Annotated in this window: 25 protein-coding genes; 8 read left to right on the top strand and 17 right to left on the bottom strand. The window is 29.6% G+C overall.

Features of this window, described 5'->3' with window-relative positions:
* Nucleotides 1-60: 60 nt before the first annotated feature.
* The 3 genes from L8X30_RS07250 to ribA are packed head-to-tail and all read right to left on the bottom strand — an operon-like array spanning nt 61 to nt 1,567.
* The gene (locus tag L8X30_RS07250; RefSeq protein ID WP_263664190.1) at nt 61-423 is read right to left on the bottom strand and encodes a hypothetical protein; all 363 of its coding nucleotides are present in this window, start codon (nt 421-423) and stop codon (nt 61-63) included.
* On the bottom strand, nt 417-1,004 hold the full coding sequence (rsmG, locus tag L8X30_RS07245) for a 16S rRNA (guanine(527)-N(7))-methyltransferase RsmG (RefSeq protein ID WP_412175509.1): 588 nt from the start codon (nt 1,002-1,004) through the stop codon (nt 417-419). The genes L8X30_RS07250 and rsmG overlap by 7 nt, the downstream gene beginning before the upstream one ends.
* 2 nt (nt 1,005-1,006) lie before the next feature.
* Nucleotides 1,007-1,567: a GTP cyclohydrolase II gene (ribA, locus tag L8X30_RS07240; RefSeq protein WP_263679656.1), complete on the bottom strand. Its 561-nt coding sequence runs from the start codon at nt 1,565-1,567 to the stop codon at nt 1,007-1,009.
* Between the two features lie 69 nt (nt 1,568-1,636).
* Between ribA and hemB the strand changes: the two genes are divergently transcribed.
* The 4 genes from hemB to L8X30_RS07220 are packed head-to-tail and all read left to right on the top strand — an operon-like array spanning nt 1,637 to nt 5,717.
* Complete coding sequence (gene hemB, locus L8X30_RS07235; RefSeq protein ID WP_263679655.1) at nt 1,637-2,617, top strand: porphobilinogen synthase; 981 nt, start codon at nt 1,637-1,639, stop codon at nt 2,615-2,617.
* 2 nt (nt 2,618-2,619) lie between these two features.
* Entirely contained in the window at nt 2,620-3,105 is a 486-nt protein-coding gene (locus L8X30_RS07230; protein WP_263679654.1) for a DUF2603 domain-containing protein, read from the top strand.
* Nucleotides 3,092-4,447, top strand: a complete 1,356-nt coding sequence (gene hemN, locus L8X30_RS07225; protein WP_263679653.1) for an oxygen-independent coproporphyrinogen III oxidase — start codon at nt 3,092-3,094, stop codon at nt 4,445-4,447. The genes L8X30_RS07230 and hemN overlap by 14 nt, the downstream gene beginning before the upstream one ends.
* 1 nt (nt 4,448) lies before the next feature.
* Complete coding sequence (locus L8X30_RS07220; RefSeq protein ID WP_263679652.1) at nt 4,449-5,717, top strand: (Fe-S)-binding protein; 1,269 nt, start codon at nt 4,449-4,451, stop codon at nt 5,715-5,717.
* Between the two features lie 3 nt (nt 5,718-5,720).
* Here L8X30_RS07220 and L8X30_RS07215 read toward each other — a convergent pair whose 3' ends face one another.
* Genes L8X30_RS07215 through L8X30_RS07205 form a run of 3 tightly spaced genes read right to left on the bottom strand, consistent with a single transcriptional unit; the run spans nt 5,721 to nt 7,946 of the window.
* Nucleotides 5,721-5,930: a hypothetical protein gene (locus L8X30_RS07215; RefSeq protein ID WP_012661838.1), complete on the bottom strand. Its 210-nt coding sequence runs from the start codon at nt 5,928-5,930 to the stop codon at nt 5,721-5,723.
* 37 nt (nt 5,931-5,967) lie between these two features.
* Entirely contained in the window at nt 5,968-6,975 is a 1,008-nt protein-coding gene (locus L8X30_RS07210) for an alanine racemase (RefSeq protein ID WP_263679651.1), read from the bottom strand.
* Nucleotides 6,975-7,946: a L,D-transpeptidase family protein gene (locus L8X30_RS07205; RefSeq protein WP_263679650.1), complete on the bottom strand. Its 972-nt coding sequence runs from the start codon at nt 7,944-7,946 to the stop codon at nt 6,975-6,977. Before L8X30_RS07205 ends, L8X30_RS07210 begins: the two co-directional genes overlap by 1 nt.
* Before the next feature lie 125 nt (nt 7,947-8,071).
* Here L8X30_RS07205 and L8X30_RS07200 point away from each other — a divergent pair, with 125 nt between their 5' ends.
* Genes L8X30_RS07200 through L8X30_RS07190 form a run of 3 tightly spaced genes read left to right on the top strand, consistent with a single transcriptional unit; the run spans nt 8,072 to nt 9,498 of the window.
* A complete protein-coding gene (locus L8X30_RS07200) occupies nt 8,072-8,491 on the top strand; it encodes a copper chaperone PCu(A)C (RefSeq protein WP_039668649.1) in 420 nt (139 codons plus the stop codon).
* Nucleotides 8,491-8,937 carry a hypothetical protein gene (locus L8X30_RS07195; RefSeq protein WP_263679649.1) on the top strand — a complete coding sequence of 149 codons (447 nt, stop codon included), beginning with the start codon at nt 8,491-8,493 and terminating at the stop codon, nt 8,935-8,937. The genes L8X30_RS07200 and L8X30_RS07195 overlap by 1 nt, the downstream gene beginning before the upstream one ends.
* A 3-nt stretch (nt 8,938-8,940) precedes the next feature.
* Complete coding sequence (locus L8X30_RS07190; RefSeq protein ID WP_263679648.1) at nt 8,941-9,498, top strand: SCO family protein; 558 nt, start codon at nt 8,941-8,943, stop codon at nt 9,496-9,498.
* A gap of 11 nt (nt 9,499-9,509) precedes the next feature.
* Here L8X30_RS07190 and L8X30_RS07185 read toward each other — a convergent pair whose 3' ends face one another.
* The 6 genes from L8X30_RS07185 to mapA all read right to left on the bottom strand — a co-directional run bounded on the left by L8X30_RS07185 (nt 9,510) and on the right by mapA (nt 15,614).
* The gene (locus L8X30_RS07185) at nt 9,510-10,712 is read right to left on the bottom strand and encodes an ABC transporter permease (protein WP_263679647.1); all 1,203 of its coding nucleotides are present in this window, start codon (nt 10,710-10,712) and stop codon (nt 9,510-9,512) included.
* A 62-nt stretch (nt 10,713-10,774) separates the two neighbouring features.
* Nucleotides 10,775-11,221: a hypothetical protein gene (locus tag L8X30_RS07180; RefSeq protein ID WP_263679646.1), complete on the bottom strand. Its 447-nt coding sequence runs from the start codon at nt 11,219-11,221 to the stop codon at nt 10,775-10,777.
* Nucleotides 11,197-11,715 carry an LPP20 family lipoprotein gene (locus tag L8X30_RS07175; RefSeq protein WP_263679645.1) on the bottom strand — a complete coding sequence of 173 codons (519 nt, stop codon included), beginning with the start codon at nt 11,713-11,715 and terminating at the stop codon, nt 11,197-11,199. Before L8X30_RS07175 ends, L8X30_RS07180 begins: the two co-directional genes overlap by 25 nt.
* 60 nt (nt 11,716-11,775) lie before the next feature.
* Entirely contained in the window at nt 11,776-14,361 is a 2,586-nt protein-coding gene (gene gyrA / locus L8X30_RS07170; RefSeq protein WP_263679644.1) for a DNA gyrase subunit A, read from the bottom strand.
* Nucleotides 14,362-14,397: 36 nt separating this feature from the next.
* Nucleotides 14,398-14,970 carry a ComF family protein gene (locus L8X30_RS07165; protein ID WP_263679642.1) on the bottom strand — a complete coding sequence of 191 codons (573 nt, stop codon included), beginning with the start codon at nt 14,968-14,970 and terminating at the stop codon, nt 14,398-14,400.
* A complete protein-coding gene (gene mapA / locus L8X30_RS07160; RefSeq protein WP_263679641.1) occupies nt 14,967-15,614 on the bottom strand; it encodes an outer membrane lipoprotein MapA in 648 nt (215 codons plus the stop codon). The genes L8X30_RS07165 and mapA overlap by 4 nt, the downstream gene beginning before the upstream one ends.
* 206 nt (nt 15,615-15,820) lie before the next feature.
* On the opposite strand from mapA, the gene L8X30_RS07155 reads away from it, so the two are divergent.
* Nucleotides 15,821-17,182 (top strand): DASS family sodium-coupled anion symporter, encoded by a 1,362-nt coding sequence (locus L8X30_RS07155; protein ID WP_263679640.1) that lies wholly within the window; start codon nt 15,821-15,823, stop codon nt 17,180-17,182.
* 4 nt (nt 17,183-17,186) lie between these two features.
* Here L8X30_RS07155 and L8X30_RS07150 read toward each other — a convergent pair whose 3' ends face one another.
* Genes L8X30_RS07150 through thiS form a run of 5 tightly spaced genes read right to left on the bottom strand, consistent with a single transcriptional unit; the run spans nt 17,187 to nt 20,672 of the window.
* The gene (locus L8X30_RS07150) at nt 17,187-17,801 is read right to left on the bottom strand and encodes a thiamine phosphate synthase (RefSeq protein WP_263679638.1); all 615 of its coding nucleotides are present in this window, start codon (nt 17,799-17,801) and stop codon (nt 17,187-17,189) included.
* Entirely contained in the window at nt 17,791-18,924 is a 1,134-nt protein-coding gene (gene thiH, locus L8X30_RS07145) for a 2-iminoacetate synthase ThiH (protein WP_263679636.1), read from the bottom strand. The genes L8X30_RS07150 and thiH overlap by 11 nt, the downstream gene beginning before the upstream one ends.
* A 1-nt stretch (nt 18,925) precedes the next feature.
* Nucleotides 18,926-19,684, bottom strand: coding sequence for a thiazole synthase (locus L8X30_RS07140; protein ID WP_263679635.1), 759 nt, complete (start codon nt 19,682-19,684; stop codon nt 18,926-18,928).
* Nucleotides 19,684-20,484: a thiamine biosynthesis protein ThiF gene (thiF, locus tag L8X30_RS07135; protein ID WP_263679633.1), complete on the bottom strand. Its 801-nt coding sequence runs from the start codon at nt 20,482-20,484 to the stop codon at nt 19,684-19,686. The genes L8X30_RS07140 and thiF overlap by 1 nt, the downstream gene beginning before the upstream one ends.
* Nucleotides 20,481-20,672, bottom strand: coding sequence for a sulfur carrier protein ThiS (gene thiS / locus L8X30_RS07130; RefSeq protein WP_066006795.1), 192 nt, complete (start codon nt 20,670-20,672; stop codon nt 20,481-20,483). The genes thiF and thiS overlap by 4 nt, the downstream gene beginning before the upstream one ends.
* Nucleotides 20,673-20,686: the final 14 nt, after the last annotated feature.

Raw genomic sequence — 20,686 nt, 5'->3', positions numbered from 1 at the left:
TAGAGGATGCTAGAAAGAAAAAATTTTAAATAATTAACTTAAACCCTTAATGGGTTTAGTCTAGTTGATGAAGGATTTTAAGCAAACTCCATCTACATTTAATTCATAAGCTTTTTTCAGGTTATTTTTTAAAGTATCAAGTAAAAATAAAATTTTAGAATCAAACATATAAAACTCGGCCATCTTTGATGCAATTTTTGCCAAATTTTCATCTTTTATTAAAATATATTTTGCACCCAATGCATTAGAAAGTAAAATTTCTTCTTCGTTTTTAACAAAAATACCAAAATCTACTTTTTCATCTTTTGCATTTTTAATAACCGATTCATCATATTCAAAACAATTCACATTGGTTTTAATAAAAATATTTTCATAATGACTAAATTTTTGCATATTTATCAAAGGATGTCCAAAAATTAACATAGCTTTTCCTTTACTTTTAAAAGACAATAATTTCTAAAACCACGGTTGAAAATTTTATAATCTTTCATTCCTTGTAGTTCATCATAAACCTCGCTACCTTTATAAAGCAAAAATGAAGTTTTTTCATCATAAAAACCATTTGAAATTTCAATCAAAGGTTTTATATCCATCAAAGCCCTTGATGTGATTAAATCTACTTTGAAAGGTGGATGATTTTGTAATTTTTCTTTTATGATATTTACATTTATCAAATTAAGCTCAGTTTTAATCACTCTTAAAAAAGAAGCCTTTTTAACACTGGGTTCAAATAGAAAAAAATTACTATTTTCCAAAATACATGCTAAAAATATTGCAGGAAAACCAGCCCCACTTCCAACATCAACAACCTTTTTTTTATCAATCAAATCACAATAGTCTAAAATTTTTATACTATCAATAATATTGTCGTCTATGTTTTCAAGATGAGTTAGATTATGCACAGCATTAAATTTTTTTAACAACTCTTTATAAAGCGCGATTCTTTGGTAAAAATCATCTTTATTTGCAAAATCTTTTAAAAAATTTAATTGCTCTTCATAAATTTTCAATTTAAATGCCCCATTTGCGTATGTTTAATTTCCAAATAATCTTTATTAAAACGATTTGCTTCAATTAAAATAGGAATTCTTAAATTTACTTTCCCTTTTAAAGAGCTAAGTTTTTCAGGATTATTAGTCAAAAGATTAATCTTAGTAATCTGATAATGTTTAAGTATAAAATCTACTATTTCATAACTACGCTCATCTGCTTTAAATCCTAATTGATGATTTGCCTCTATAGTATTAAAACCCTTATCTTGTAAAGCATAAGCATTAATTTTATTAAAAAGTCCTATACCTCTTCCTTCCTGTCTTAGATAAATCACCATACCACCATGCTCTTGGATATATTTTAATGAAAAGTCAAGTTGCTCACCGCAATCACATTTTAAACTTCCTAAAACATCACCTGTTAAACATTCTGAATGGATTCTAATATTAACTTCTTTTTCTAATTTTCCTTTAAAAATACAAAGATGTTCTTTGTCATTTTCTTTAAAACTTTGTATATTAAATTCTCCAAAACGAGTGGGAAGTTTTGCTATTTCAGAAATTTGAATAGTCATTATTTTCTTCACCTTTTTACAAAAAATATGCTAGAATTTAAGCAATTTTAACAAACAAAAAGGAAATTTATGTTTAAACGCTTTAGAAGATTAAGACTAAATGAGAATATTAGAAGTCTAGTAAAAGAAAATACTTTAAATTTAGATGATTTAATCTACCCCCTTTTTGTTGTAAATGGTACTAATATTAAAAATGAAATCGCATCTATGCCAGGTGTGTTTCAAATGAGCTTAGATGAAATTTTAAAAGAATGCGAAGAGCTAATTAGTCTTGGTATTAAAGCTATTATTTTATTTGGTGTGCTAGAAAGTTCTAAAAAAGATAGCTGTGGAAGTGATGCATTGAGCAATGATGGTTTGATTGCTACAAGTCTAAGAGCTATTAAGGCAAAATTTCCTAATTTAGTAGTGATTACCGATCTTTGTTTTTGTGAGTATACTGATCATGGTCATTGTGGTATTATTGATCCAAAAAGCAAAAGTGTGGATAATGATTTAACTTTAGAAATTTCAGCCAAACAAGCTCTAATTCATGCCAAAAATGGCGCTGATATGATAGCACCAAGCGGTATGATGGATGGCATTATTGAAACTTTAAGAAAAACTTTAGATGAAAATGATTTTGAGAATTTACCTATTATGGCTTATTCTACTAAATTTGCCTCAGCTTATTATGGACCTTTTAGAGATGTGGCTGATTCTGCGCCAAGCTATGGGGATAGAAAAACCTATCAAATGGATTTTGCTAATGGTAAAGAAGCCTTGTGCGAGAGCTTAGAAGATGAAAAACAAGGTGCTGATATTTTGATGGTTAAACCAGCACTTGCGTATTTAGATGTAGTTAAAGATATAGCAAATCATTCCAAACTTCCACTTTGTGTATATAATGTAAGTGGTGAATATGCTTTATTAAAAGCAGGTCAAAAAGCAGGTGTGATTGATTATGAAAAAATAGTACTTGAAACCATGCTTGCATTTAAAAGAGCAGGAGCTAAGCTTATCATAACTTATCATGCAAAAGAAATTGCAAAATTATTAAACAAGGAGTAAGATTGGATAGTCTAAGTAAAAAAAGTTCTCAAGATATCATCAATGAATTATCAAATTATTTGGGTATAGAAAAACACAATCAAACCATATTTCATCTAACTCATATAAACGAAAAAGAAAAAAAATTAAGCTTAAAAAATGGCCATGAATTAGCACCTGAACCATGGTTTATAGTAGATGAAAATGGCGAAGTTAAAACTATGTTTTCAGTAAAAACCCTAATTGAGTTTTTACAAAATGCCAAAGAGGTGCAAAAAGATAATTTTGAACTCAAATTAGAAAAGGCTATTTATCAACAAATTCCTATTGATTTTAACGATGTTTGGACAGTTGCTATGGATGAGATTAAACATCAAGTTACCAAAGGCGTAAAAGAAGTAAATATTGATTTAGATCAACTAATTAGCAATATTCATGCTAAACATCCTAATTTGTTTATTAACATGAAAGAAATGATGCAAAAGGTAAAACCAAATGAAAGATTATAAAAGCTTTGTTAAATACTCCAAAGCAGGCCCAAGATATACATCTTATCCTACTGCAGTAGAATTTAACACTCAGTTTAAATATGAAGATTATATACAAATTTTAAAAGATCAAAAAGCACAATTGTCTTTGTATTTTCATTTGCCTTTTTGTAGAAGCGCTTGCTATTTTTGTGGTTGTAATGTAATATATACTGCTAAAGAAGAAAGCAAAGAAAAATATTTAAATTATCTTTTTAAAGAACTTGATCTTTTAGCAAATATCATCAACACCCAAAGAGAAGTAGCTCAAATGCATTTTGGTGGTGGTACACCCACTTTCTTTTGCGCCAAACAATTACAAAGTTTGATTTTAAAAATTAAAAGCATTTTTCCGAATTTTACCCAAGATAGTGAAGTAAGCTGTGAGATTGATCCTAGATTTTTAAATGAAGAACAAGCTGATGTTTTGATTCAAAATGGTTTTAACCGTATTAGTTTTGGCGTGCAAGATTTTGATGAAAAAGTTCAAAAGGAAATTCATAGAATTCAACCTTTTGAATTAACCAAAAACGCAGTAGATATGGTAAGAAAAAAGGGAATTAATTCAGTAAATATGGATTTAATCTACGGTCTTCCTTATCAAAGTCTAGAAAGTTTTAAGCAAACTTTAGAAAAAGCATTACTAATCAATCCTGATCGTTTTGCTATTTTTAACTATGCACATGTGCCTTGGCTTAAAAAAAATATGAGAAAATTTGATGAAAGCACATTACCAAGCCCTGATGTAAAACTTCAGATTTTAGAATACTGTGAAAAATTTTTAACTCAAAATGGTTATAAAATGATAGGAATGGATCATTTTGCAAAACCACAAGATGAACTTTTTAAAGCTTTAGAAAATGGTAGCTTGCATAGAAATTTCCAAGGCTATACTACAAAAGGTGGAACTGATTTAATTGGTATTGGCTTAACAAGTATAGGCGAAGGACAAAGACATTATATGCAAAATTTCAAAGACATGCCAAGTTATGAAAAAGCTATTGATGAAGGTAGATTACCTTGTGAAAAAGGTATTATGCTTGATGATGATGATGAATTAAGAAAAGCTGTTATTATGGAACTTATGAGTAATTTTGCACTTAATATAAAAAATATAGAAAATAAATTTAAGATTGATTTTTTTGAATATTTTAAACAAGATTTAAAAGAACTTGAAGAACTAAGCGAATTTGTCACTATAGATGAAAATTATATCAAAGTTAATGAAACAGGAGTACTTTTAATACGTAATATTGCTATGTGTTTTGATAAATATTTAAAACGCATTAGCGAAGATAAAAAAGTATTTTCTAAAACGGTTTAATATGCTAAATGTTAATGAAATTTCTAACGCTTGCGTAAAATGTGGCAAATGCATACCAGTTTGTACTATACATGAGATAAACCGCGATGAGAGCACTTCTCCTCGTGGTTTTTTGGATTTAATTAGTGCTTATAAAAATCAAGAACTAGAACTTGATAAAAATCTTAAAAAAACTTTCGAATCATGTTTTTTATGTACAAATTGCGTTGAAGTTTGTCCAAGTCATTTAAGAGTAGATAGTGCTATTGAAAAAGCACGCTTTGATATAGCTCAAAAATTTGGCATAGCATGGTATAAAAAGCTTGCTTTCTTTTTTTTAAGACACAGAAAGATTTTAGATATCTTAGCAAGATTAGGCTATGTTTTTCAAAGTTGTGCTTTTAGCTTGCAACATAAAAATTTAGGAATGAAAGCTAAATTTAGCCTACCATTAATCAAAAAAGACCGCTTATTGCCTTCTTTAGCTAAGAAAAGTTTTTTAGCCTCTAATCCTGATTTTATAAACAATCAAGGCGAAAAAACTATAGGACTTTTTATAGGTTGTTTATCTAATTATTCCTACACTAATACAGGTTTTGCCTTGCTTGAAATTTGTAAACATCTTAAAATCAATGTAGATTTATTAAAAGATCAATCTTGTTGTGGTGCTCCTCATTATTTTACCGGAGATTTTAACAGCGTAGAAAAATTAGCTAAAAAAAATATCATTTATTTTGAGGAAAAATTAAAAACACTAGATTATATCATTATCCCAGAAGCGACCTGCTCTGCGATGATTAATATAGACTATGAACATTTTTTCCATATGCAAAATGATGAAGAATGGGCAATAAGAGCTAAAAATATTTCCAGTAAAATACTACTTGCAACAAAATATTTTTATGAATACACTAATTTAGAAGAACTTTTAAAAACAAAGAAAAAAACAAATACAAAAATCGCATATCATGATCCTTGCCATGCAAGAAAAATGCAAGGAGTTTTTAAAGAACCAAGAGCTTTACTAAAGCAAAATTATGCTTTTAAAGAACTTATCAAGTCAAATGAGTGCTGTGGTTTTGGTGGAGTTAGCATGCAAACTGATCATTATGAAAAAGCTTTGCAAGTTGGCATAAAAAAAGCTCAAAACATACAAAAAAGTAATGTAGAAATCATTAGTGCAGAGTGCTCAGCTTGTAGAATGCAAATTTCAAATGCATTAGAGCATGAAAAAATTTCCACAAGATTTTTACACCCATTAGAACTTATAGCTAAAACACTTCAAGATTGAAAACTAATCTTGATGTTTAATATCTTCAATGTTTGATCTATTTTTTTCTATTAAAATTCTATTTTGTTCTATGTTTTCACTATTTTTCTTGCATTCATTTTTTAAAATCTCTATATTTTTATGCAAAATCTTTATTTTTCTTTCATAACGATTAATCAGCAAAAACACTATAAATAAAAATAAAATTAAAATAGCCCAATTTAAAAATGCCATATTTATCCTTTCTTTAGATATATTAGTACTTTTTATCTTAAATTACAATTCTTTTTAAATTTGGAGAAAGTTTTACTAAAATTTCATAATTAATAGTATTAAAAAAGTTGGCCATAACATTTGCATCATTCATAACACAAATTACCTCACTATCATTCTCGCAAGAAAAGCTATCCATAGACATTTTTCCAAGTATTTTTTTACCATTAGGAAGAAAAAAATCTTTTTTACCATCATAACGCAAAAGCCCATCAGCATAACCTAAATCATAAGTTGCTATTTCGATATCTTCTTTTGCACTATACATTCCACCATAACCAACACTTTGACCTTTTTTTAACACTCTTTGGCTTAATTTTTCAGCCCATAAACTCAAAACCCTACGCAAGTCTTTATTAAAATGCGTATAACCAAACTGTACAAGCCCTACTCTACAATACTCATCATCTTCTAAAGTATTTGCTCTAAATAAAGCTTCAGAATTATGAGAATGAAATACTAAGTTCTTAGCCTCTTCTTGTAATAAATTATAAATTAACTTTTTAGCGTATTGAAATTTTTGTTTTTGCACAAAATAACTTGCATCTACTTCATCACTTCCTGCAAAATGCATCATCACTCCATGAAGTATCAAATTATTACTTTTTAACCCTTGCATCACTTCTTGAATTTCTTCAAGCAAAATTCCATTTCTATGCATGTTTGTATCTATGACTAAATGAATTTTTGTATTTTTTTTAAGCTTTTTTATGTCATTTTTTGCATTTAATGCATAAATAAATTTTTCACTTTCATTACCATGCGGATGATGAGATAAAATTAAGACATTATCAAAAATATTTTCAAGCTCTTTTGCTTCGTCTTCATTTTTTACGGCTATAAAATTTATACCTTTTGCTCTAGCTATAGGAGCTAAAAGTTTAGCTCCATGACCATAAGCATTATCTTTAAAAACACAAATTACTTTTTCATAACCTCCAGCCTTAGAGGCTATTAGGTCAAGATTATACTCATAAGCTAAGCGATCGATTTTTATATAAGCCATTATTGTTCAGCTAAAATTTGCATTTTATCTTCAACTAGCTTAACATAAAGAACTTTTTCTCCTTTGAATTTATAATTAGTACTACGATAATCTTCATAAAATCCTATTCTAAAAATCTTCTCATTTTTTTCATTTGGATAAGGACTTATGCTAAGATCTGAAAATTTAATAGTTTTTTCTTCTTTTTTAGCAAAAATTCTTTGTTTGTTTTTTGCAAACTGCTCATATGAAAATTTATTTTTATGTTTGAATATTTTTTGATCATAAAAAGATAAGTATTTGTCAATGTCACTTTTTTGCCAACTGTCTTTCCAAGCAAATAAATTTGCTAACAAAATAGCAACTTCTTCATGGTTTGTTCTTACTTTATTTTTTTCTTCTGTCATTGCATATGATTTTCTATTAGCGACTAATTTATTAAAATCTTCTAGTAAATCATTTTGTACAGCAATGCAGCCTCTAGTTTTATAAGTATCCAAACGCGTTCCATCTAAAGGATATCCATGAATCCAAATTCCACCACCTGTTTTACCTAAAGTTTTATCTAAAACGTTTGGATAAGTTGTCGCAAAAGCAAATGGTCCATAATATGGGTCACCAGGATAAAATTTCTTTCCAAGCTCATAAAAACCTATAGGAGTTTTTAAATCCCCTTCTATTTCTTTATCTCCAGCCAAACCAGTTAAAACATCTTTTTGAATAAATTTCTTTTCTACTTTTCCATCATTATAATGATAAACTCTAATGATTTTATCGCTTTTATTAGTCAATACAATAGCTACATTTTCTTCATAGTAACCAAGGCTAACATTTTTATCTTTTATCTCATCAAGCCAAAAATCTTTCTTACTTAATTCTTGCTCTAACACCTTTTCAACTGCATCAATACCTTGATTTAAATAAATTTTTGCAAGATCGATTGCATTTACAAATACAACCAAACTAAATAATACTAATATAGTTTTAAACAATTTATACCTTTCTATTAAAATTTAAAACAACAAAGAGATAATTATAATATTTTTACAATAAATATATTTTTAATTTTTTCCGTGTATAATGTTTATGATTGACTAAAAAATATAAAGGAATGATAATGAAAAAATTACTTAGTTTAGCTATATTAAGCACCTTTGCTATTGCAAATGAAATCACTATAAATGATCCTTATGTTAGACAAACTCCGCCAAATTCTAAAACAACAGCAATTTTTTTAGAGCTTAAAAATAATTCTGATAAAGATATAAAACTAATAAAAGCTCAAAGCTCATTAAGTGATACAACCGAAATTCACGATCATATCATGGAAAATGGTAAAAAAATGATGGTGCAAATCCCTCAAATTACTATAAAAGCTAATTCAAGTGCTGAACTTAAGCCAGGTGGCATGCATATTATGATACTAAATCTTAAAGAAAATATCACACCTCAAACCAAAGCTAATTTAACACTATATTTTGATGATAATAGCACAATTGAACTAAAAGATATCAAGTCAAGAAGTATTAAAAAATAATGAAAAATCTACTTGTCTTTGCCCTAGCTATAGTCTTTGCTATATGCGGGGCTTATTTTTATACTAATTCAACAAATTCTGGAAAAAAAAGAGAGTTAATCACCACTCTAACGCCTTTAGCATGCGATCTAAACACTCAAGAGTGTGAGTATAATTTTAAAGATAAAAAAATCTTGATAAATTTAAACCCAAAGCCTATAGTTACACTAAATGAACTTGATTTAAATATCACTAATTTAGGTGAGTTTAAAAAACTAAACGCTAGAGTTTATGGACTTAATATGTATATGGGAGATATTGTTCCACAATTTAAAAAAATCAACAACACTTATCATGCTAAATTAGTTTTAAGTTCTTGCACACTAGATGTGATGCGTTTTAGAATAGAACTTTTTGATGATGAAACTCCGCTAGATTTTTATTTTGACTTTGATGTAAAAAGGTAAAATATGAAAAAAATAAATATTTTTTTATTAATTGTGGTAATTTTTGGGGTATTTTTTATATCAGTGCAGTATTTTGAAAATAACAAATACAATTTTCACTTAAATTCTGAAAAAGGCATGCTTAGTTTAAAAGATTTTATCGGTAAAAAATTGATTGTATATTTTGGCTATACATATTGTCCTGATGTTTGCCCTAGTGAACTTGCCTTAATTGCTAATGTTTTAGAAAAAATGCCAAATAAAGAAAAAGCTCATGTGGTGTTTATCTCACTAGATCCAGCAAGAGATAGCAATCTAACTCAAACTAGTCAATGGGTAAAATATTTTTATCCAAATTCTACTGCTTTAATTGCTAAAGATGAAAAAGAATTAGAAAAAGTTACTAAAAATTATGGTGTGGTATATGAAAAAATCAATCTTAAAGATTCTGCTATGGGGTATTCTATAGCACATAGTGGTGAATTTTATCTGATTGATGAAAAGGGAAAATTTATTAAAACCATAAAAGATATTAGTTATGAAAGCTTTTTTAACGAAATTCAAAAATTCTTAAACGAATAAATTTTTACAATTTATTCGTTTCTTAAAGTATCTAAAATATCTACTTGAGTTGCTTTTTTGGCAGGATAATAAGAAGATAAACTTACAATCACAATAGCTCCAAAAAGTGTAATACAAAAATCAACTAAAGAAAGTTCTAAAGGCAATTTACTCATACCATAAACATCGCTTGGCAAAGAAATAATATCAAAATTTCCAAGCACCCACAAAGCTATAGCTGCAAGAATCACACCTGCTATAATACCACTTCCACCTATTAAAAACCCTAAAGAAAAAAAGGTTTTTTTAATCTCTAGCTTACTAGCACCTAAGGAAAGCAATAAAGCTATTTCGCTGCGTCTATTCATCACTATCATCAATAAAGAGCTTACTATGTTTAAACTTGCAACTAAAATAATCAACATTAATACTATAAACAAAGCCCTTTTTTCTAAAGCAAGAGCTGCAAAGAAATTCCCATTTTGTTCCCACCAACCGATGCTAGCATATCTTGCACCCAAAAAAACATCAATTTGTTTAATATCTTCAAAGGGTTTATTTGAATACACATGCACTCCATCATAATTTCCTTGAGGATATGATAAAATTTTAGCTAAGGCTCTAGCATCTGTATACATATAAGCTTTATCATAGGCTAATAACCCTGAAGAAAAATCAGCCTTAACATCAAATCTTTTAACCTGCGGGATAAGCGAAAGACCACTAGCATTAAGATTGGAAAAAATTAGAGTTATTTTTTCATTATAATCTAGTCCAAATTCTTCTTTTAAACCCTTACCAATTAAAATATCAAAATTATCTAATTTTTTATCTTCTAAAGCTTGAGCTACTACCTCATTGATCTTTTTTTCATCTTCAAAATTAACCCCAAAAAGCATACCGCCTTCTAATTTTAAATCATTTCTTGCTATAACTTGAGTAGCAATATAAGGACTAAATAATAAATTTGGAAATTTGATTCTTAATTCTTGTAATAATTTATCATCCACACTTGCTCCAAAACGTGGCAATATAGTGATAGGATAATTCATAGTAAAAAGTTTTCTTTCAAATTCCTTATCAAAACCATTCATAATAGCCATTGCAACTAAAAGCACGCAAAGCCCTATACTCACACCTAAAAAGGCTAAAATTTTTGAAAGCATGATAAAGGGTTGATCTTTATCAAAACGCAAATATTTAAATAATAAATAACAAGGGATACTTTTTTGCATTTTATACTCTTAATATTTTTTTAAGTATTTTAACTTGATTTTTATAAAAGCTAGCTTTGTATTTATTTAAGATAATATACAAAGGCACTATTATCATGAAATTCAACTATAAATCTTAAAGGTAAAATTCTTACATAAGTTTCACTTTGCGCACTTGCTTGTTCACTTTTTACAAAATCTTTTACATCTATTTTTGCATTAAAAAAGCAATCAATTAAATCATTTTTGTGAGCATTTAAAAAATTAAATTTATCTAATTTTGTCATTTTCTCTTCATCTACCATGCCAAAATCATTGCGCACTAAAGACTTCAAGTCACTTGATGTATAAACTAACTCACAAGCATATTCTAAATTCTTTTTTTTGCTCTTGGTCATAGCCATAGAAATAGTTTCATTTTGATGAAAAAGGATTAAATTTTTATTAGAGAGTTCTGCCCAAAATATAAACTCATCTTGGGCAGTAGCATTAAAAATTATAAGGATTAATAAGCAAACAATTCTTTCCACTTGTCAGCATCGATTTTAAGTTCTACATTTACTCTATAAAGACCATCTTTAAAGTCTTGATCAACTACACTTGCATTTTTAATCAAACCATTTACTTGTGCTGTAATAGTTGAACTTTTAAGCATTGCATCTTTTACTGTATCTTTACCATTAACTCTTACACCATATAACTTACTAGCTAATTGTCTATAAGCATCAGTGATTGCTGCTCTTTTAGCTAAAGCCAAAGCTTGACCAACAGAAACTGTATTTAAAGGAGCAATACCCTCACCCACTGCTGTAAAAGTTAAATCATTGTCTGTGCTTGTATCATTTGCAAGCATTTTTTCTTCTCTAATGATATTACGCACATCATCTTTGTCTACTTTTTGAACTACAACATCAGAACTTGCAGCTTGAGTAGCTTGAGCTTGAGCAGGTTTCGTACCTCTTTGATCTAGTGCACACGCACTAAAACCTAAAGCCAAACAAAACATAAAAATAACTTTTTTCATTTTTACACCTTCAATTTATTTGATATTATTTAAGATAGCAAAAAGCATTCCAGAATTTTACTATTCTAAATTTAAATCCATATTAGTTTCAGCATCTAATTCCTCATCTTCTTCTTTAGGACATTTAGCAATGCTTACCACTTCATCATTTTCCACATTAACAACAATTACACCACTTGTGTTTCTACCTGCTTTTCTAATACTTTGCATATCAACGCGTATCATCTTACCACTGCTTGTTAATGCCATTAAATCCATACTTTCATCGACTATGACTATTCCGATTAAATCTTTTGTTTTAGCAGTAAGTTTCATGCATATTACACCCTTACCACCTCTACTTTGAAGTCTATATTCACCTGCATCAGTACGCTTACCTATACCTTTTGCGCTTACGCTTAAGATTTCTTGAGCGTCATTTTCTATAACAACAGCACCCACAACTTCATCATCTTTTTCTTTAAATTTAATCGCAGTCACCCCTCTACTTACGCGGCCAATCTCTCTAACTTTAGCAAGTGGGAATTTAATACACATACCTTTTTTAGTAACTACAAAAAGCATTTTACCACTAACAATTTCAAGCTCTTCGCTATTTTCATTTGTTTCAATTTCCAGATTATCTTCTGCTTCTAAGTTTTCGTCTGTATTTATATTTACAATTTCATTTTCATCCCTTGCTACGATAATTGCAGTAACAAGTTCATCATTTTCATCTAGATTAATCGCTTTTACACCCACGCTTCTGATGTTTTGATATTCACTTAAATTTGTGCGTTTTACGATACCATTTTTAGTAAAGAAACACAATGATTTGCTCTCATCAAAATCAGTGGTTGGAATAATTGCCATGATTTTTTCATCTGCTTGTAGATTAATGAGATTAACCACAGCTTTGCCTTTAGCAGTTCTACTTCCTTCAGGAATTTTATAAACCTTAAGCCAATAAAGCTGTCCACGATCAGTAACAAACATCAAGGTATCATGTGTATTTGCCGTAAAGAAACTTTCTATAAAATCATCATCATAAGTTGTAACCGCGACCTTGCCTTTACCACCGCGTTTTTGTTTTTCATATTGCTTACTTGGAACACGCTTAATATAGCCACGATGAGTGATAGTAACTACCATATTTTCATTTGGTATTAAATCTTCTATATCAATATCATCATAGTCATCTTCAATTTGAGTAATTCTTGGTACATCAAATTTTGTTCTGATTTCTTTCAACTCATCTTTGATTAAATTTTCAAGCAAAATTTCGCTTTTTAAAATTTGATCAAGCCTCTCTATTTCTGCTAATAATTCTCTTAATTCATTATCGATTTTTTCTCTTTCAAGTCCTGTTAAACGACCTAATTTCATATCTAAAATCGCATTAGATTGAAGCTCGCTTAAGCCAAATTTTTGCATTAATAAATTTTTAGCCGTTGGATTATCAGGAGAGTTTTTTATCAAAGCTATCACTTCATCAATATTATCTAGTGCAATTTTTAAACCTTCTAAAATATGCGCTCTAGCTCTAGCTTTTTGCAGCTCATAAATAGTTCTTCTAATAATTACAGTTTTTCTATGATTTAAGAATAAATTTAAAAGTTCAATTAAAGAAAAAACTTTTGGTTCTTTATTATGTATAGCAAGCATAATCACACCAAAAGTGCTTTCCATAGTGGTGGATTTAAAAAGATTATTTAACACAATCTCGCTCATAGCATCGCGTTTTAACTCAATTACTACGCGAATTCCTTCTCTATCACTCTCATCTCTAACTTCAGCAATGCCTTCGATTTGTTTTTCTTTAGCAAGTTCAGCAATTTGCTCTATCAATCTTGCTTTATTGGTTTGATAAGGAAGTTCATCTATTACAATAATATCTTTATTAGCTCTTTTTTCAATATGGGTTTTTGCTCTTACTTTTACCCTACCACGACCTGTGCGGTAAGCTTCTATAATACCCTTTTTACCAAAGATAATACCACCGGTTGGAAAATCAGGGCCTTTGATAAATTGCATTATTTCTTCTAAGCTTGCATTTTTATTATCAATTAAATAAAGCAAACCATCAATAAGCTCATTTAAGCTATGCGGAGGAATATTGGTAGCCATACCTACTGCAATACCACTTGAACCATTAAGTAATAAATTTGGCACCCTAGCAGGTAAAACATCAGGCTCACTCATAGAATCATCATAATTTGGTATAAAATCAACTGTATCTTTTTCTATATCACGCAAAAGTTCTTCAGCTAAAATCGTCATCCTAGCTTCAGTATAACGCATCGCAGCAGCACCATCACCGTCAATAGAACCAAAGTTTCCTTGCCCATCTACGCTTGGATAACGCATAGAAAAATCTTGTGCCATTCTTACTAAAGCATCATATACAGCTGTATCACCATGTGGATGGTATTTACCGATAACATCACCCACTATACGCGCTGATTTTTTATACGCACTACGACTTCCAACACCTAAATCATTCATAGCATATAAAATTCTTCTATGAACAGGTTTAAGCCCATCTCTAGCATCAGGTAAAGCACGGCCTATAATAACACTCATAGAATAATCTAAATAACTACTCTTTATAGAACTTTCTATATCTATATTTTCAATATCTGAATCTTTAGTAAAAATATTTTCCATAAAAATCCTTAAAATTAATCTTTATATTTTAGCAGATTATTCTTTTGCATTAGCTAAAACTAAAGCAAAAAGTACTTCGATGTTATTTTTTTCTAAAAGCTCTCTTGCTTCAAGCAAACTTAATCCCGTAGTTACAACATCATCTACTAAAATCACAGGATATTTTGGACACTTTAAAAGCTTATAAGATCTTTTATTATCTTTACGAAATTGCAAACTTTTTCCACTATATTTAAATTCTGAATTAGCTTGCAAAGCATGATACATGGGTTTTATAAATTGAGTTTTTAAATGTTTGGTTAAAATAGCAGTATGAGAGTAGTTTTTATATGTTTTATCATCCAAGGCTATGGCATTAATTTTACAAGAGGGTTGAAAAAAATCTTTAAATTTAGCAAAACTTAATTTTGCAAGCGCATTTAAAACAAAATATCCTTGAAATTTGTGTTTAAAATAAATTAGATGTTTAATTTGTTCATATTGATAAAAATAATAAACCTTAAAACCTTTATCAAGTTCTCTTATACCTAAAGAATATTCTAAAAGCTCTTCCTTGCAAGCTGGACAAAAGCTCGCAAAGGAAAATCCATGGCAACTAAAACACCTCACAAAGAGCTGATAATATCTGCAGATTTATTAGCTACTTGCTTTATAAGAAGCTGAGTGAAGAAAGGCAAATCTTTAATATTATAAAAACCTTTAACTTCTTGTTTAGTTTTAATGTTAATAGTTTTATTAGTGTTAATATCTTTTAATGTTAGCTGACTAGCAATAATTGAAAATAAAGAATTAGAATCAAATTTAGAATAAAAATCATTAAAACTTAAATCTACTCTTAAAACATAAGGAGAATCTTGTGTATTTTCAACCACTACTATACCTCTATTTTCTAATTCTTCTTTTAAAAACACATAAAAATAGTAGTTAAAATTTTCATTAATATAATAATTATTTCCATTAGAAGAAGAATATTTCAAATTCTCATTTAAATCATACACTCTATGAATATAAACTTTTTTCAAAGAAGCACTTTTATCAATTGTTCTTTTATTTGTACAATACTTAAGTCCTACATCACTAATATACACAAGACCTTTAATTTTTGCTTCATATGCTTTAGAATCAGAAGGATTATAACACTGTGCTTGGATTTTTATAACTTCATTAACCTTAGCTACACCTTGATTTTTAGGGTTTACAGCACAAGCGCCAAAAAACAAAGCTAAAATACATACGAACATTTTTTTAAACATTATCTTTCCTTAAAAGCAATCATCTTTTTGATTAAGATGATTTTTAATCAGCAAAAATTATACCAAAAACAAATGAATTTTACTAAAAATTACTTTTTTTCACACAAAAATAATTTTGTAAAAAAAAATTATATAAAAATTAATATTTAAAAGAAAATTCATTTAGAATATGTTACAAAACTACAATATTTTAAAGGAGTTGTTAAATGAGTTCAAACACAAAAACACTTATAGTTATTGCTGATTTAGTGTTATTTATCGCTTTGCTTTATTTCTCCCCTTTTGGCGAAACTAAGGTAAACCAAGGATTATCCCTGTTGATCTTTATCGCTATATTGTGGCTTAGCGAAGCTTTGCATGTTACTATTACAGCTATTTTAGTACCTGTTTTAGCAGCCATCTTAGGATTATTACCTACTGCTAAGGCTTTAACAGGCTTTGCTGATTCTAATATCTTTTTATTTTTTGGTGGTTTTGCTCTAGCAGCAGCCATGCATCATCAAAAACTAGATAAGCTAATTGCGCATAAAATTTTAACCCTGGCAAAAGGACATTTAGGTTTATCAAGTTTATATATTTTTATCACTACTGCATTTTTATCTATGTGGATGAGCAATACTGCAACCGCAGCCATGATGCTTCCGCTTGCTATAGGCATGCTAGCTTCACTTGATCCACAAAAAGATAGAAATACTTATGTTTTCATTCTTTTAGGCATAGCTTTTAGCGCGAGTATAGGTGGTATAGGCACTATAGTAGGAACCCCACCAAATGCTATTGTTGCTACTCAATTACACATTAGCTTTGCACAATGGTTAAAATATGGTATTCCTATTGTTTTAATCTTTTTACCTGCAATGATTTTAATTTTGTATTTTATGTTTAAACCTAAATTTAATCTACAAGTTGATTTACACACTGAAAATATAGAACTTACAAGACCTAGAATCATTACTTTAGTAATCTTTTTAGTGGTTGCTCTATCTTGGATTTTTAGTGGCAATATAGGTCCTATCATCACAAGTATTTTTGGACATAAAATAGCAAATCTTGATGCAATTATTGCCTTGCTTGCAGCTGTTTTAGTATGTGCATTTAAAGTAATTGATTGGAAAAATGTACAAAAAAATACTGATTGGGGCGTGTTAATGCTCTTTGGTGGAGGTATTACTCTAAGTGTAGTGTTAAAAGATTCAGGTGCTAGCAAGGTTATGGCTGATACCATTATTTCATTTATAGAAAATGGACATTTATTTGTTATAGGCTTAATCATAGCATTTTTTATAGTATTTTTAACAGAATTTACCTCAAATACTGCTTCAGCAGCCTTGCTTGTGCCTTTGTTTATCTCTATAGCAGATACTTTAGGTGTTCCTGCTTTAGGACTTGCTTTAATTATTGCTATTGGCGCTTCTTGTGCTTTCATGCTACCAGTTGCTACACCACCAAATGCTATAGTTTTTGGTACTGGTCATATCAAACAACAAGAAATGGTAAGAGTAGGAATCATACTAAATATATTCTGTTCAATTAGCCTTGCAATAATTGCATATTTCTTCTGGTTATAATCTTTTAGTCCTTTTGGACTAAAAGGTCTTTACATCTTAAAATATATTTTTTTACATTTTCACTTTTATACAAAGCTTCTCTTATACACACACCTGCTAAATTTAAATCTTTTAAGTGGTTTATAGTTTGAGTATTTATGCCACCTATGGCATAAATGGGTATTTTTGAAACTTCTAACAAATCTTTTAAATTCTTAATACCTTTTGGAGCTAAATCAGCCTTACAAGAGCTTTCAAATACATGTCCAAAAAAAGTATGACTTACTTTAAGCTTATAAGCTAAATCTAATTCTTCTTTAGAATGGATGGAAGTACCCAAAAGCTCAAATTTTTTATAGCTTTGTAGGCAATTTTGTAAAACAAATAAAGGAGCATGAAAAAATTGATGATTTAATTTTAAACAAACTTCATAATGATAATGCAAAAAGCAAATCTTTTGAGTTTTATTAAAAATTTTTAATACTTCTTTGGCTAATTTAGCGTATTCTAACTCATCTAAATGTTTTTCTCTAAGCACTAAAGCATCAATACTACTTTGGCTTAGTTTTTCAATAAAATTTAAAAAATCTTCTTGTGTGTTTTGACTATCGCTAATAGCAATGACTTTTTTATCCCACATAAATACTATCGCTCATTATAGCTTGCAAATTTGCATTTTTTAACATAGCTAAAACCTCATCAACACTACGCATATCACTAATTTGAAACTGATCATCACCTTTTTTATCGCCTTGATGCTCACCTACTCCCACGCTCACACCTGCACTCATTTTAGTAGCTCCAAGTTTAATAACCCCGTCTCTAAATCCTGCTCTTTCACGCGTAGAAATCGTAATACCTGCAAAAGGTAAAAACAATCTATAAGCACATAAAACTTGCAAAAGTCTTGTTTCACTTACATCTTTTGGATGAATTTTTTTATTATTAATAATAGGTCTTAATCTAGGGATAGACAAAGCTATTTCAGCATGAGGGTATTTTTGCTGTAAAAAATACGCATGCAATGCCGTAGCAAAAGCATCTTTTCTAAAATCATCTATACCAAGTAAAGCTCCAAAAGCAACCCCTCTCATACCCGCTTTTAACGCTCGCTCTTGCGCATGAAAACGATACTCAAATACACTTTTTTCACCTTCAATATGAATTTTAGAATAAGTTTTTTGATTGTAAGTTTCTTGATAAACACTTACATATTCGCAACCCTTCTCATGAAGCAATGCATACTCATCTACATTCATAGGATAAACTTCAATCCCAACGACCTTAAAATACTCTTTTGCTATCTCACAAGCTTTGGCAAGATATTCTACGCTAGCATACTCCCTGCCCTCACCCGTTAAGAGTAAAATTTCTTCCAAACCACTTTTTTTAATCTCTTGCATTTCTTTGTGAATTTCAGCCTCATTTAGCTTAGCTCTTTTAATGTTATTTCCTTTTTGAAACCCACAATAAGTGCATTTGCTATTGCAAAAATTAGAAAGATATAAAGGTGTAAAAAGCAAAATGGAATTTCCAAAATATTTTTGAGTAATCTTGCTTGATTTTTGCGCCAAATCTTCTATAAAATCTTCCGCTGTGCTTGAAAGCAAGGCTTTTAAATCTTCTAAGTTAAGATAATCTTTAGCTAAAGCTTGTTTTACATCAAAAGCGCTAAATTTACTTTCATCAAAATTTTCAACTTCTTTTAAAACCTTAGTTGAAATTTCACTTTCAATACTTTGCATATGAGGATATTTTTGCATTTTAATCTCTTAAAAAACCACTCAAAGGCGAGCTTGCACTTGGCGTGCTTTCATTTGCTATGCCTGCTAAATACGCATTATATCCTGCCTCTATAGCTAAAGCAAAAGCCTTTGCCATTTTTGATACATCTTTAGCTTGAGCTATGGCAGTATTTGCCATCACTGCACTTACTCCCATTTGCATGGCTTCACAAGCTTGTGCGGGATTTCCTATGCCCGCATCTACTATAATAGGCAAGCTAATTTCATTAAGTAAAATTTGTATAAATTCTTTAGTTTTTAAGCCTTTATTGCTTCCTATAGGAGCTCCAAGAGGCATTATAGCAGCAGCTCCTGCATTAGCCATAGCACGTGCTGCATATAAATCAGGATACATATAAACCAAAGGTGTAAAACCCTCATTTGCTAAAAGTTCTACTGCTTTTATACTTTCATAATTATCCGGTAATAAATATTTACTATCGCTAATTACTTCAACCTTAATCATATCTCCACAACCAAGCTCTCTTGCAAGTCTTGCTATACGCAATGCCTCATTAGCATTTCTTGCACCTGAAGTATTTGGTAAAAGCTTAATATGCTTTGGGATAAAATCAAGTATATTTTCTATGCCTTTATCATTTACCCTACGCAAAGCTAAGGTGATAATCTCAACTTTTGCTTCTTCAATGGCTGATTTTATAAGCTCAAAAGAAAATTTCCCAGAACCTAAAATAAACCTAGAATTAAACTCATATTTTCCTATTTTTAATTTTTCCATTACTCGCTCGCTAAAAGTTCTAAAACTAAATTTGCTTGATGTCCTGCGCAAATATTTACACGCGGTGCCATAAGTCCATTGCCTACCTTTGCCTCGTTTTTTAAATCACCGCAAACATAAAAGTTTTTTGCGATTTTTCTTGTTTGTATGCTGTTGCTATCGCCATATCCTGCTAAGCCAGAAGCACAAATTAATGTTTTTTGAAGATAATGTTGGTGAAAATTTTGTGCTAAAAGAGCTTTATATTTTGCACTATCAAAGGCTTCGCAAACAATATCATCATTTGTAAAAAGTTCGGCTATATTTTCTTTTTCTATTTTTAAAACTTGTGCAAATACTTCTATAAAAGGATTAATTTTAGCGATTTGATCTTTTAAAGCTTCAGCCTTAAATTTACCCAAATCTTCCACCATATAAGCTTGGCGGTTAAGATTGCTTGGCTCCACCACATCAAAATCAATCAAATGAAGCCTACCAACCCCACTTCTTGCTAAATTTATAGCTATATGCGATCCAAGCCCACCAAGCCCACACACTGCTACACTTGCCTTTTTGAGTTTATCATGAAGCTTTGGAGTATGTCTTGCTCTCATCATAGCATCAAGAGCTTCATATGATGGTAAAGTATTTTTTTCTATACAAAAAAGCTCATCATTTTCTTTTAGCTCCAAACTTTCTTTTGTCGCAAAACCATTGATTATCCATACATCATTTTCATTTTTACTCACACTTTGAAAAAATTCCAAAGTGTTTTTAAAATGCGTGTCTATCATACTACCATTAAATTTAATTCTCATCAACCACCACCTACAAAAGTAACAATCTCTACTTTATCATTTTCTTTTAAAATTAAATTTTCAAATTTATCCCTTGGGATAATTTCTCCGTTTAATTCTAAGGCAATAAATTCTATTTTCAATTGCTTTTCTTTAACATAATCCATAAATCTAAGCTCTTTTAACTCAAGCTTTTGTCCATTGATAATCATTTAAAACCTTTATT

This window comes from Campylobacter sp. CNRCH_2015_0338h, from assembly GCF_025772785.1.
Classification (GTDB): Bacteria; Campylobacterota; Campylobacteria; order Campylobacterales; family Campylobacteraceae; genus Campylobacter_D.
Note: the sequence above shows the minus strand (reverse complement) of the source record. Positions and strands in the feature narration are given on the sequence as shown.

What these genes read in the sequence shown, in the direction of transcription:
- L8X30_RS07220 (WP_263679652.1), top strand. Translation starts at nt 4,449, where the DNA reads ATGCTAAATGTTAATGAAATTTCTAACGCTTGCGTAAAATGTGGCAAA.
- L8X30_RS07175 (WP_263679645.1), bottom strand. Translation starts at nt 11,715, where the DNA reads ATGAAAAAAGTTATTTTTATGTTTTGTTTGGCTTTAGGTTTTAGTGCG.
- thiH (WP_263679636.1), bottom strand. Translation starts at nt 18,924, where the DNA reads ATGCAAAAATATCCTCATATGCAAAGTATTGAAAGTGAAATTTCAACT.
- hemB (WP_263679655.1), top strand. Translation starts at nt 1,637, where the DNA reads ATGTTTAAACGCTTTAGAAGATTAAGACTAAATGAGAATATTAGAAGT.
- L8X30_RS07190 (WP_263679648.1), top strand. Translation starts at nt 8,941, where the DNA reads ATGAAAAAAATAAATATTTTTTTATTAATTGTGGTAATTTTTGGGGTA.
- L8X30_RS07195 (WP_263679649.1), top strand. Translation starts at nt 8,491, where the DNA reads ATGAAAAATCTACTTGTCTTTGCCCTAGCTATAGTCTTTGCTATATGC.
- L8X30_RS07210 (WP_263679651.1), bottom strand. Translation starts at nt 6,975, where the DNA reads ATGGCTTATATAAAAATCGATCGCTTAGCTTATGAGTATAATCTTGAC.
- mapA (WP_263679641.1), bottom strand. Translation starts at nt 15,614, where the DNA reads ATGTTTAAAAAAATGTTCGTATGTATTTTAGCTTTGTTTTTTGGCGCT.
- L8X30_RS07140 (WP_263679635.1), bottom strand. Translation starts at nt 19,684, where the DNA reads ATGGAAAAATTAAAAATAGGAAAATATGAGTTTAATTCTAGGTTTATT.
- L8X30_RS07215 (WP_012661838.1), bottom strand. Translation starts at nt 5,930, where the DNA reads ATGGCATTTTTAAATTGGGCTATTTTAATTTTATTTTTATTTATAGTG.
- hemN (WP_263679653.1), top strand. Translation starts at nt 3,092, where the DNA reads ATGAAAGATTATAAAAGCTTTGTTAAATACTCCAAAGCAGGCCCAAGA.
- L8X30_RS07200 (WP_039668649.1), top strand. Translation starts at nt 8,072, where the DNA reads ATGAAAAAATTACTTAGTTTAGCTATATTAAGCACCTTTGCTATTGCA.
- L8X30_RS07155 (WP_263679640.1), top strand. Translation starts at nt 15,821, where the DNA reads ATGAGTTCAAACACAAAAACACTTATAGTTATTGCTGATTTAGTGTTA.
- ribA (WP_263679656.1), bottom strand. Translation starts at nt 1,567, where the DNA reads ATGACTATTCAAATTTCTGAAATAGCAAAACTTCCCACTCGTTTTGGA.
- gyrA (WP_263679644.1), bottom strand. Translation starts at nt 14,361, where the DNA reads ATGGAAAATATTTTTACTAAAGATTCAGATATTGAAAATATAGATATA.
- L8X30_RS07185 (WP_263679647.1), bottom strand. Translation starts at nt 10,712, where the DNA reads ATGCAAAAAAGTATCCCTTGTTATTTATTATTTAAATATTTGCGTTTT.
- L8X30_RS07250 (WP_263664190.1), bottom strand. Translation starts at nt 423, where the DNA reads ATGTTAATTTTTGGACATCCTTTGATAAATATGCAAAAATTTAGTCAT.
- thiS (WP_066006795.1), bottom strand. Translation starts at nt 20,672, where the DNA reads ATGATTATCAATGGACAAAAGCTTGAGTTAAAAGAGCTTAGATTTATG.
- L8X30_RS07150 (WP_263679638.1), bottom strand. Translation starts at nt 17,801, where the DNA reads ATGTGGGATAAAAAAGTCATTGCTATTAGCGATAGTCAAAACACACAA.